This window comes from Spiroplasma helicoides (genome assembly GCF_001715535.1).
GTDB classification, from domain to species: domain Bacteria; phylum Bacillota_I; class Bacilli_A; order Mycoplasmatales; family Mycoplasmataceae; genus Spiroplasma_A; species Spiroplasma_A helicoides.
Genome location: NZ_CP017015.1, coordinates 728,430 through 740,755, shown reverse-complemented (window position 1 = coordinate 740,755; position 12,326 = coordinate 728,430). Strand labels below are relative to the sequence as shown.

Annotated in this window: 12 protein-coding genes; 9 read left to right on the top strand and 3 right to left on the bottom strand. The window is 24.1% G+C overall.

Going from position 1 to position 12,326, the window contains the following annotated elements:
- Nucleotide 1 precedes the first annotated feature (1 nt).
- Together SHELI_RS03305 and SHELI_RS03300 are read left to right on the top strand one after the other, a co-directional pair.
- Nucleotides 2–1,855 carry an ABC transporter ATP-binding protein gene (locus SHELI_RS03305; RefSeq protein ID WP_069116663.1) on the top strand — a complete coding sequence of 618 codons (1,854 nt, stop codon included), beginning with the start codon at nucleotides 2–4 and terminating at the stop codon, nucleotides 1,853–1,855.
- A 78-nt stretch (nucleotides 1,856–1,933) separates the two neighbouring features.
- Nucleotides 1,934–3,076: a hypothetical protein gene (locus SHELI_RS03300; protein WP_069116661.1), complete on the top strand. Its 1,143-nt coding sequence runs from the start codon at nucleotides 1,934–1,936 to the stop codon at nucleotides 3,074–3,076.
- An 18-nt stretch (nucleotides 3,077–3,094) separates the two neighbouring features.
- Here SHELI_RS03300 and SHELI_RS03295 read toward each other — a convergent pair whose 3' ends face one another.
- A complete protein-coding gene (locus tag SHELI_RS03295) occupies nucleotides 3,095–3,922 on the bottom strand; it encodes an HAD-IIB family hydrolase (protein WP_069116659.1) in 828 nt (275 codons plus the stop codon).
- 2 nt (nucleotides 3,923–3,924) lie between these two features.
- Nucleotides 3,925–4,767, bottom strand: a complete 843-nt coding sequence (locus SHELI_RS03290; RefSeq protein ID WP_069116657.1) for an HAD-IIB family hydrolase — start codon at nucleotides 4,765–4,767, stop codon at nucleotides 3,925–3,927.
- A gap of 125 nt (nucleotides 4,768–4,892) precedes the next feature.
- Here SHELI_RS03290 and SHELI_RS03285 point away from each other — a divergent pair, with 125 nt between their 5' ends.
- The 3 genes from SHELI_RS03285 to SHELI_RS03275 all read left to right on the top strand — a co-directional run bounded on the left by SHELI_RS03285 (nucleotide 4,893) and on the right by SHELI_RS03275 (nucleotide 8,420).
- Nucleotides 4,893–5,636 (top strand): hypothetical protein, encoded by a 744-nt coding sequence (locus tag SHELI_RS03285; RefSeq protein WP_069116655.1) that lies wholly within the window; start codon nucleotides 4,893–4,895, stop codon nucleotides 5,634–5,636.
- 95 nt (nucleotides 5,637–5,731) lie between these two features.
- Nucleotides 5,732–6,379, top strand: a complete 648-nt coding sequence (locus tag SHELI_RS03280) for a hypothetical protein (protein ID WP_069116653.1) — start codon at nucleotides 5,732–5,734, stop codon at nucleotides 6,377–6,379.
- 49 nt (nucleotides 6,380–6,428) lie between these two features.
- Nucleotides 6,429–8,420 carry an ABC transporter ATP-binding protein gene (locus tag SHELI_RS03275; RefSeq protein ID WP_069116651.1) on the top strand — a complete coding sequence of 664 codons (1,992 nt, stop codon included), beginning with the start codon at nucleotides 6,429–6,431 and terminating at the stop codon, nucleotides 8,418–8,420.
- A 29-nt stretch (nucleotides 8,421–8,449) separates the two neighbouring features.
- Here the strand turns inward: SHELI_RS03275 and SHELI_RS03270 are convergent, their stop codons facing one another.
- Complete coding sequence (locus SHELI_RS03270) at nucleotides 8,450–9,685, bottom strand: DUF2130 domain-containing protein (protein WP_069116649.1); 1,236 nt, start codon at nucleotides 9,683–9,685, stop codon at nucleotides 8,450–8,452.
- A gap of 140 nt (nucleotides 9,686–9,825) precedes the next feature.
- Here SHELI_RS03270 and SHELI_RS03265 point away from each other — a divergent pair, with 140 nt between their 5' ends.
- The 4 genes from SHELI_RS03265 to SHELI_RS03250 all read left to right on the top strand — a co-directional run bounded on the left by SHELI_RS03265 (nucleotide 9,826) and on the right by SHELI_RS03250 (nucleotide 12,314).
- Nucleotides 9,826–10,269 carry a protein-tyrosine phosphatase family protein gene (locus SHELI_RS03265; RefSeq protein WP_084449247.1) on the top strand — a complete coding sequence of 148 codons (444 nt, stop codon included), beginning with the start codon at nucleotides 9,826–9,828 and terminating at the stop codon, nucleotides 10,267–10,269.
- A gap of 128 nt (nucleotides 10,270–10,397) precedes the next feature.
- Complete coding sequence (locus SHELI_RS03260; RefSeq protein WP_069116645.1) at nucleotides 10,398–10,628, top strand: S1 RNA-binding domain-containing protein; 231 nt, start codon at nucleotides 10,398–10,400, stop codon at nucleotides 10,626–10,628.
- Between the two features lie 234 nt (nucleotides 10,629–10,862).
- Nucleotides 10,863–11,696, top strand: a complete 834-nt coding sequence (locus tag SHELI_RS03255) for a Pr6Pr family membrane protein (RefSeq protein ID WP_069116643.1) — start codon at nucleotides 10,863–10,865, stop codon at nucleotides 11,694–11,696.
- 96 nt (nucleotides 11,697–11,792) lie between these two features.
- Nucleotides 11,793–12,314: a hypothetical protein gene (locus SHELI_RS03250; protein ID WP_069116641.1), complete on the top strand. Its 522-nt coding sequence runs from the start codon at nucleotides 11,793–11,795 to the stop codon at nucleotides 12,312–12,314.
- Nucleotides 12,315–12,326 lie beyond the last annotated feature (12 nt).

The following is a 12,326-nucleotide window of genomic DNA, read 5'->3' as shown; positions in this document are numbered from 1 at the left end:
AATGATTTATGAAGAAAAAACGAAATCTAAAATACAATCTAGTATTTTAGAGGAAAAAAAACAACATGGTTATTTATGATTGCTCTTCTCATACTTAAAAAAACATCCAGGATTTGGAATTTTGATTTTTATCCTATCAATATTAGGTAGTGCTATGGCAGTTTCAATACCATTATTAATGCAACAAACACTTAATTGTTTAAGGTTGGGAAATGGGGCAACTACAACTTTTGTTATTTGACAATTTGCTTGGCAAGATTGAGTTGCTCTACAATTAGTTTTTTATGTGGTATTGGCTATATTTATTTTTACAAGAAATATAGCGGTTGGAAAATTAGGTAAAGATATAGAAATATTCTTAAGAAATGAAACATTAAAAGCTTTAATTAAACAAGATATTTCATACTACAGTAATCAAAAAATTGGGGAAATTCTTACTAAAATTGGAGCTGATACTTGATTGATTGGTGAACAAACTCGTCAAATCCCGACAATGATGTTAATGGCCGTCTTTAACTTTATTGGTTCAGCAATTGTTTTAATATTCATTGACTGAAAACTTGGTTTAATATCTATGAGCTTTGTTCTGTTTGGTCTATCAATGATGTTTTTCTTTTTAAAAAGAGTAAGAATGTGAATTGGGAGATTAAGAACTACTATAACTTATGTTAATGGAGATATAACCGATAGAATCGGAGTGATAAGATTAATAAAAGCTAGTGGAACTGAAGAATATGAGAAAAAACGTTTTCAAGAAATACATGGAGATTTTTATGATACTGTTAAAAAGTTCTTTAAAAGATTAAGTTTTGTTTTGACAGGAGCATTTCTAACAATAATGTCTATTCAATTGATTGTACTGTCATCTGCTTATGGTTTTTATAGCAATGATCTACAACACTTGGTAATAATAGCAACAACATTTATTGCCGGTTTGGGAACTATGACTTCACCAATATTTTTATTGTTAAGATTTGCTTTTGGTTATATGATGGCAAATGAATGTACAAGAAGAGTTCACCAAATTACAAACTCAAAACCAAGATTTGATGCTCATTATTATAAAGGTGAGGGTAAAGAACTACTACAAATTGATAAAGACATTGTTTTTCATGAAGTTTCATTTAATTATCCCGAAAAACCAGAAGTAAATGTTTTACCAAATTTTAATTTCACTTTTGAAAAAGGTAAAAGTTATGCCTTTGTTGGTGAAACTGGAAGCGGTAAATCATCAATAGCAAAATTATTACTAAGATTTTATGATCCAACTGAAGGTAAAATACTTATAAATGGAGAAGATAATTTAAAAGACTTGAATTTAAAATCATATTTAGATAAAGTGGGCTATGTTGAACAAGAACCACAAATAATGTTTGGTACTGCAAAAGAAAATATTATGTATACAAGCCCAAATGCTTCAGAAGAAGAAGTTATTGCTGCTGCTAAAAAAGCAAATTTACATAATCTAATTATGAGTTGACCAAATAAATATGAAACAATGCTTGGTGAAAGAGGATTTATGTTATCAGGTGGGCAAAAACAAAGACTTGTTATTGCAAGAATGTTTTTAAAAAATCCACAATTATTAATTCTTGATGAAGCAACTAGTGCTTTAGATAATATTGTTGAAAAAGAAATACAAGCTGAACTTGATAAACTCATGAAGGGAAGAACAAGTATTTCTATTGCACACAGATTATCAACAATCAAAAATGTTGACCAAATAATAGTTTTAGCAAGAGGTTTAGGTGTTGTTCAAATGGGAACATTCAACGAGTTGAAAAATCAAGAAGGGCACTTTAAAAACCTTTACGAAGCAGGATTAATGAAAGAAGAAAAAGCTGTAAAAGAATAAATAAAAAAGGTGTAATATCCTTTTTTATTTATTTTTTAAGTTATAATGTTTAGGAGTTTATGACAAATAAGGAGTATTATGTTTAATTTACATGAAATAAAAAAAGCAAGAATTATAATATTGGTTTGATTTTCATTTTTAATTTTTTTAACTTTTATTCATTTAGTAGTAATAAGTTTAATATATTCATTTATGCAAAACGACAAATCATATTTTGTAGATAAATATTCAGACATAGTGGGAACAAAAATATTTGAGTTTATCACTGCTAGCAAACCATTTTCTATAATACCTAATTTGATAACATCAATTTTAGTAATTATTGTTTCGGTCATTGTTATATCTAAAATTTATAAATTCGCAACAATTGATATAAAAGATGAAGTTTCAATTGACTGAAATATAAAAACAGGTTTGATAGGATCAAAAAGACGTAAGGCCAAGGAATTAAAAGAACTTAATTATGTTATTTCTGTGCCTTTGGTAAATGAAAGACTTTTTGTTAGTATAAGTCTACTTTCTATAGTTGCTGCAATTGTTTCTGATGGTATATTTATATTTTCAATATACAGTGCAATGAAGTTAACAATGGTAACAATTTTGATAAACTTAATTTTATCTTGAATTATATCTACTTTTTTAAATTGGTTTATGAATAGAGTAAGAAAATTACCTGATAATGATAAACTAAGAAAAAGCTTTAATAAAGAAAAAATATCACAATTAAGTTCACATAATATTAGACACTATGTTAAAAATATGAATTTAAAAACTATTCAATACTATGTTAGTCCAAAATGAATGTTTAAAAATGATGAAGTTGAAAAAATGAGAACAACTTATCTAAGTCTTGTGGTTTATTTGGAATCAGAGTTATTATTATTTTCAAATTTGATAAATATTGAAGATTTAAATCAAGAAAGAATAATTTCTTTAAAAGCTAAGGTTCTAGAATTAAATAAAAATAAATTAGACATAAATAGCAAAGCAAATAAAATAAGAAAAATTTTAGAAGAAGCTAAATTTGATAAAATAAATTACAAAAAATTTAGTGATGAAAAAATATTAGAACTATTTTATATTTTTAAAATATTTTTATTTAAAAAATTTATTTACACAGATTTATATAAAAATTATTTAACTAGTTTATTTAAATTAAGTAATTATCAATCTGACATGCTAGCTAATGACGTTGAATGAGTATATAATGAAAAACAATAGAGATAACTCTATTTTTTTTTAATCTAAATATTTTTTTAAAAAATTCATTATACCATTATCGAGACAATTATCTGTTATGTATTTAGCTGCATCTTTTACTTCTTGTAAAGAATTTCCCATAGCAACACTATTTTTATATAACTTTAATGCAGGTATGTCATTACCACTATCTCCAAAAAAAATAATTTCTTCATTTTTATAACCTAAACTCTCCAAAAACTTAAATGACTTAATTCCTTTATTTGCGCTTATATTTGAAACTACGTAATGAATTTGTGTTTTTTCATCATCGCAATCTCAAATAACAGATATATTTTCTTGATATATATCTTTCAATTTTTTAAAAAAAATGTTTAATTTCGAGTCTATTGGAAAGTGAGAAAACATAAAACTTACATTCTCAAAAAATTTTAATTCATTATTTTTTATCAATTCATTTTCTCTTGAAAAAAACTTATGTTCTAACCCAAAACTGTTTGTCAAAAATATATTTTCGTTATAAAAGTTTTTTAAAAAAACAGCTATTTTATCTTTGGTTAATTTATCAAATATTTCCTTTACAACATTTGAATCAACGAAATCAATTAATATTGGATTGAATGAGCTAACATCTGATAAGTAAACACCATTGTCACATAATACTTTATTAAAAAACTTATCTATTTTTAATGTTTTTGCCACATCAATTGTTTGCAATCAATTTCTTCCTGTGGCTATCATTAATTTAATACCTTTTTTTTGTAAATTTATCAAATATTCATTTTGTTCTTCACTAGCATATTTATTATTAAATAATAATGTTCCATCTAAATCGGTTATTATAACTTTTATATTTTTTAATTTCATCACTACAACTCCAATTTTTTTTTCAAGAAATTCATAATACCACCATCAACACAGTGATCGGTAGTGTATTTTGCTATTTTTTTAACCTCATTATCAGCATTACCCATAGCTACACTATTTATAAATACTTTCATTGCAGGTATGTCATTACCACTATCTCCAAAAAAAATCACTTCTTCATTTTTATAACCAAGACTTTCGATAAGTTTTAAAGTTTTATCACCTTTATTAGCATTTTTATTAGAAATCATATATGCTATTTCTTTTCTATCATCTGAAAAACCTCAAGCAATTAGTATATCTTCATGGTATTTACTTTGTATATCATCAAAAACTTGATACATATCTAAATCCGCTTTAAATTGCGAAAAAAAGAAAGTTATTTTTTCAAAACTAGCAATATCATTTATATTTTCAACCAACTTTTTAGTGTTTTTAATATTAACCTCATCGTTTTCATTTTTCAAGATATTTACTTTGTTGGTATACAATATATCTTGTTCATCTATTTTCTGAAAATAAACTTTTATATTTTCAGAGTTTAGTTGCTTAAAAATATCTTGTGCTATTTTTGGTTCTAAGTAATCAATCATCATTGGTTCTAAATTGTCTACTTTTGTAATGTATGAACCATTTTCACAAACTACAATATTTGCAAACTTATTTAATTCTAATTCCAAAGCTCAATCTTTTGTTTTGATTCAATTTCTTCCTGTTGCAAATATTAGTTTTATGCCTTTATTCTGCAACTCTTTTAAATACTTATTTTGCTCTAAATTGGCAAACTTATCATTATAAAGTAAAGTACTATCCAAATCTGTAACAACAACTTTAATATTTTTCATTTACTTATTCTCCTACATAGTAATTTTGCAATAAATTAATAAAAAAAGCAAAATAATGTTTAAAATCTATTTATGAATGACTTAAAAAATAAAAAAATAGGGCCAAAAGAAAAAAAGCAGTTTGATTGATTAAAATACTTGATGCAAAATCTAGACATTTTTTTTCAAATTTCAAAAAAAAATGTAGCATAATATTTGAAAATAACGAGTTTTTAGAAAAGTTAAAAAATATTGATATCTATTTAAATAAAAAAAATCAGCCTTTTATTATTTGAAATTTCTTGAACAAGAATAGTCAATCTTTAAAAGTATCTGAAAACTTTAATAAAAAATACTTTTTTTACAATATAAGAATAGAAAAAGTTTTCAAAGCAGCAGACAATATAATTTTTTACAATGATATGTTTTTAGAAAACGACTGTAAAACTCATTTGATAGATAGTTATGATTATTTTAATAAAAAGCTTGTGGATAATTTATGAAAAGGAATGTTTACAGTAGTTGATCAATATATAGGATATTGCATACAAAATAATGTTTTTTACAATAAAAAAAGTGTTCTATATATAATCCAGCAACATTTATTAGATATTCTTAATATTTACAAAGAAGATAAAAGGGGTAATTATAAATTACTTTTTGAAAGTATCGAAAAATACTTTAATTTAATTGATGGTATAGATTTTTATAATGAGGCGAAACCATTTTTAAAAGAAGATGTCAAAAATGGAGTATTATTTTTGTTAGAAGTAGCTATTGAAATATATTATCAATTTATATTTATAATTAAAATAATAAATAATTTAAATGATAATAATAATTTTTCTAGTGAAATATCAAAAATATCAGATAAAATTTTACTATTTTAAGCCATTATTTCACATTATAAAAAATTTTTTTATAATGATTAGTCTATAATACATATAGTAAAGTTTAAGTGTTATTTTTTATTTAAGAGGTAAATATGACAAAAAGATTTAAATTTATTTCCAAAAATAGTAATTGTTCATTAAAGATGTCTTTAGTTTTTTTTGTTTTTACAATTTTAGCCTCATTGATTATTGTTTATAATAAAGCTAATTTTTATGTGAATATGTCGATGTTTTTGGCGTTGTTTTTTATGCAAATTTTGAAACTGCACTTAATTGTAATTTCAAAAAGTTTTTTTTATGATATTTTTCAATCACTTAACGAACTTATAAATGAAACTAAAAAAATAATAAAAAAAGAAATTATTTTAAAATATACAGCTTTGATATTTGTGGTTATGAATATTCCTTTAATATTAACTTTTGGTAATATAAGAATACTAAAGCTCATTGATATATTTTTTATCCTAAATTTTTTAATTGCAGGTATCAATATACTTATGGGTGTTTTAATAATGTATTTAGAAATTATTATTTGAGAAAATAAAAATCATATTTTAAATACTATTTTTTTACTTATAAAAAAAATTAGTAAAAAATTTAAACGATTTTTTATTATTCAGTTAGTTTTTTTTATTGATTTACTTGAAAAAGTTAAAAAAACTCACTTTAAGTCCGTAATAAATTATAAAAAAGCAAAACTTTTAAAATTAACAAATTGCTTAAATGGTGATTATTTATAATTTTGCTTTAATTTATAAAATAAAGATTTACTAGAAAAGGAGAGTTTTTATGAAGGAATTAGAAAAAGATTCAAATAATAACATAAAAAAAGATAATACTGAAAACGTTAAATTCAAAAGTAAGAAAAAGGGATCATTTTTCAAAATAATTTTTCACTATTTAAAAAGACATGTCTTAGTTGGAATAGCAATAGTGATAATAGCAATTATTGCCTCATTAATGACAGTTTTAAGTCCAAAAATAATACAATATATGTTGCGAAATTTATTAGCACCTACATCTGCACTAATAATTTTTCATAGTTACCAAGCACAAGGTAAAACAGTCGATGCAGAAGCTATTAATAGTGGTTTAAAAGATAACAATGTAAAGATTATTGATAACGGAAATATAACCGAAGAATATTTAAAAGATTCAAAAAACTATTTTTCAGATGTATTTGGTTTACATCTTGGTTGAATGGATTTTATTTATGTACAACTGGTTATGTTTGTTATTTTAGGTATAGCAACATTTTTAACAAACTATGTTGCTGGAATAATGGGTAAAAACATAGAAATTGAACTTAGAAATAAAACTCTAGAAAGACTTGTGAAACAAGATATGAGTTATTATTCGGACAAAAAAATTGGTGAGATATTAACAAAAGTTGTATCAGATACGCAAATAATTGGAGATCAAGCGCAACAAGTGCCAGTTTTGATACTTTCTGCCTTATTTACATTTTTTGGTTCTCTTGCAACCTTATTAACGATTGATGGTTACTTAACATTGGTAGTTTTAGTATTAATGGCAACAATTTTTATAGTCTTATTTACTACTTTTGGAATAATTAAAAAAATTGCCACAAAAGTCAGAAAATCAATAACAATAATAAATGGTGATGTTACTGATAGGATATCAACCATAAGACTTATAAAAGCATCCGGAACTGAAAATTATGAGACAGAACGTTTCAAAGAAGTTCATAAAGACTATAGTATCAAAACAAGGGCTCTAATAAGAGTTCAATCAACAGTTGTAACAATTTTAACTGTTGGTGTTAGTTCTATACAAATAGTTATTGTTATTGCAGCAGCTTTGATTTACTACGATAACCCGAGTTATCTAGCAATTACTTTATCTTCATTTATTAGTGGGGTTGGTACAATGGTTGGACCGATTATGCAAACAACAAGAATGGTTGCTGGTCTAGTGCAAGCATCAACAAGTTCAACAAGAATAAATGAAATACTAGCATCTAAATCAATTTTAAATATAAGTTATGACAAAGATAGTGGAATAAAAATAAATGATATTAATGGAGACATAATTTTTGATAAAGTTGAATTCAGTTATCCTGAAAAACCTGAAAAAGTTATACTACCAGATTTCAGTTTTACCTTTGAAAAAGGAAAAAGTTATGCTTTTGTTGGGGAAACTGGAGCTGGAAAATCAACAATTTCAAAATTATTACTAAGATTTTATGATCCAAGTAAAGGAAGAGTTTTAATTAATAACGATGTTGATCTAAGAAATGCAAATATGGCAAGTTATTTAGATAAAGTTGGATATGTTGAACAAGAACCACAAATTTTATATGGTAATGTCCTTGATAACATCAAGTATGGAAGATTTGATGCAACTGATGACGAAGCAATTGAATCTGCCAAAAAAGCTAATCTACATGATTTAGTTATGACTTGACCTGAAGGATATAACACTATATTAGGTGAAAGAGGATTTATGTTATCTGGAGGACAAAAACAAAGACTTGTTATTGCAAGAATGTTTTTAAAAAATCCACAACTATTAATTTTAGATGAAGCAACAAGTGCCTTAGATAATATTGTTGAAAAAGAAATTCAAAAAGAATTAGATAAATTAATGGTTGGTAGAACAAGCATCTCTATCGCACATAGATTATCTACTATTAAAAATGTTGATAAAATTATAGTTTTAGGTAGAGACCAAGGAGTAGTTCAAATAGGAACATTTGATGAATTAAAAAATAAAGAAGGTCACTTTAAAAAACTATATGAAGCAGGTTTGATGGACTAACATATAAAAAATCAGCGAAAGCTGATTTTTTATATGTTTAGCGCCTCAATAAAGTTTTTAACCACTTTAATTCAGTTTGAATAAATTTTTTCTCTTGCTATTCTTATTTCATCGACTTTTTTAGAAATTGAGTTCTCTGAATCCTCAATTCTCTTGAATTGATCTTCAAATAATTTTGAAATTGTATTAAAAGTAGTATTTTTTCAATCTATAAATCTTTTAATTTTTTCATTATTATCATTAGATCCATACTTTTCTTCTAGTCTTGCTTGCGTGATTATAAGAGTTCTTATAATATTACCAACGAAGGTAAAACTATCTGGATCGGTTAGATATATATTTGAACTAAAATCAGATACTTTAAATGGTATACCTCTGTATTTATCGTTGAAACTAGTTGCAACTAAAATTCCATATTGCGAACCTTCTTTTGTCATATCTTCAATAAGTTTTTTTTCTCAAGAATTACTTCATTCTGCATTTTTCACTTCATAAACAATTTTACCTAACACTTTATTTTCTTCTTTTATTGTTTGCAAATAATCTGCTTTTTTTGATTGACTAGTTATTTTTTCTATTATGTCATTAACAAAAACTTTTCTTAATTCTCCCTCAACATCATGTTCAAAATTTTCTCCCTTAGTTTTGTTTTGAATAACCTTAAACTGTAAATTAGCTTCTTTTAGTTCATTAATTTGATTGTTTAGCATATTTAACTTATTTTCATATTCATTTCTTAAATTCTCTTTTTCTCGTAGAATATCTAATTTATTTAAATTTTCAATATTATCAATATTAGCTTTTAAATTAATATTTATTTTTTCTAATTCTAGTATTTTATTTAAATTTGATTCTATTAACTTTTGATACTCTTCTTTAACACTAAACTTGGCTTTTTCTATTTCACTTTCTTTATTTTTGTTAAAATCATTTATTTTAAGCTCAAGTTTAGCAATTTCTATTTCTGATTTTTTGTTTATATCATTGATTTCTAACTCTTTTTTTGACTCTAGTAACTGCATTTCTTTTTCTAGGTTACTTATTTGCTTGTTAAAACTCTCTTTTTGTTTTGATAATTCTAGCTCAATATCTTTTCTTTTTGCTTCTTCAAAACTTTTATATAACTCTTTTTTTAATATTTCTTTAAACTCTTCTTTTTTAGAATTTAAAAATTCTTGTAAATTATTTAAGCTTTTTTCACTTTGTTCAAAATCTTCTTCATTAATATGATTACCACATTTTGGGCAAATAAAATCGAGTTGCATAACAATACCTCCAAACACTATTTTTTATTACTTATTATCATAAAATATTTTACATTTTAATAAGTAACATATAAAGAAATAAAAAAAGAAAATAGAAAATTAAAATTTAATAATAAAATACTTATGTAGAGGAAATGTATATGAAAAAAATTGTAGATAATTTATATTTAGGTGATCAGCATAGCACTCCTAAAGGCACTGAACTTAGATTATGTTGTGCTGAAGAGTTATTTTATTCTGATGGTTCAAATAATATTCTAGATATCTTTAAAGATAATCAAAAAGGAGTTTTTTATTACAAATTTGAAGATTATTCTAATTTAAAGGATATGCAAATAGAAACTATAAATGATGCAATATCTGAAATTGAAAAAAATATTAATAGTAAGCAAATTTATGTTCATTGCTTATGAGGTGTAAATAGAAGCCCATCAATTGTATTTATGTATATGGTGAGAAATAAATTAATTGGTGGTAAAAGCTATAAAGAATCCCAAAATGAGTTTTGAAAAATTTATCCAAAACATAGTCCAAATCCAGGTTGGAAGGAGTTTTTGATTAAAAATTATCCTTATAATTTTTAATTTCTTTTAGTAAAGTATAAAAAGAAATAGTTTAGTTAATTATGGAAAATATTATCAAAATTAATTGATAAATGTATATATTAAATATTAAAAAGGGTGTATAGTTATAAAGTAAAGGAGAATTATTAATGGGACAAATTGTACAAGTAACTATTACTAACATTGTGAATTTTGGTGCTTTCTGTGACGCTGTTATTGATGGTAAGTCTTACAAAGGACTTATCCACATTTCAGAAATTACAGATGGTTATGTATCAGATGTTGCAGATCACTTAAGTGTTGGGCAAAAATTAGATGGATATGTAATTTCAATTGACGAACCAAAAAGTCAAGCTAAAATTTCTTTAAAAAGAGTTTAGTCAACTAAAATAAGCACTTTATAAATAAAAATATTTTTTAATTAGTTACTTTAACATTTTGTAGTTAATAGCAAATAATTCAAAAACATATTTAATAAATAAAATTGTGCATTTTTTTAAAAAAATACTTTTATTTAAAAGTATTTTTTTTTAGTAAAATGGTATCATTTTAATAAGAATTTTTAATTCTAGAAATATTCTAATTATTAATATAATTTATAAAAAGGGGTCTATATGAAAAAGTACACAAATAATTTACTTATATATAAAATTTTATTTGCCGTTTTATCAATTATCGCTGTTTATGGTCAATGAGTTTATAAGTTAATTGATAATTCAAATTATGGTTCTGATACTCAATTGATGTATCATGGAAATAATGAATTAGCAACAATTGAACACTTTACAACATTTACTTTATTGTCAAATATATTTTGTCAAGTATGATTTATCAATGCATCTATAAATTGCAAAAAAGAAGGTCTTACAAAAGGAACAAGTTATACATCTGCTATGACTCTTTCTATATTGATAACTATAACTTGTTTAGTTTATAACTTGGTTTTAACACCAGTTAGTGGATTTCCAAAAGATATTGTTGGAGTATTGTGTTCTATAATGAATCACATAATTATGCCAATAGCTTTTGTATGTTATGTAATATTTTTAATGCCAAGAAAAAGAAAAGTTAATTTAAACTTATTTTTTACTAAAAAATTTTGAATACCATTTACTATAATCTTGAGTTATTGTGTAATGGCAATGGCCAAAGGTGAGTTAAGATGATCAAGTATGGATAGATCAATATATGAGTATGTAGACTCACTAGGAAAAAATAAAGATATATATTATCCATATTTCTTCTTAAATATTCACAAAGATCAGTTTGGACTTCCTGGTTATGCTATATTCATTTTAACTTTCTTTGGAGTATTTGGTTTAATGGTTGGTATTACTTATTTATATAACTATGCAAACAACAAAATTGTTGAGAAAAAATATTACCAATATTTAAATGAATATGATGTTGAGGTAACAGAAGTAAAAGCTCAAAGCGAACAAAAATAGAGTAGTAGAAATTTTTAATAACCTTTAACTAAAAAGATTATTTATGATAAATTAAGAATATATAACTAGTTTGTTTAATGATAATAGGGTGTTGATATGATTAATAAAAAAGAAAAATTAAAAGATATATACAATTATTTGAAAGAATGTGGTTGCACCAGTATTGAGTTTTATTTACCTCAAGATGTAAAGTTTGAAGCGAAAAACTCAATGCGTGTAATAAGAGAAATTTATAAAATTAGTTTTATGAATAAAAATTTCAAGGTTTTTAATTTTTTTTTAACTTTCAATACCAACAATATTCTGTATAGAGCAGAAAACACAACTAATGCTTCATGGTGTATAACCCTTGATGATAAGTCAAGTCAAGAAGTAGAAAGAATTTTGGATGTTTATTTAAATAAAGATAGTGTAATGGGGTTGAGTAAAATGGAACAACCAATACAATCAACACCAATTAGATTTTTAGATACTCTAGATCCAAATCAATTTAATATATATGTTGAAATTCTTAAGTATAAAAATATAACTAAACAATCTTGCAAAATAACTGATTATATGTTTTTTGATGAATTTGATGTTTTTTTTAAAGAGTTTCTACCTATATTTACTCAATAACTTAAAAGTTTT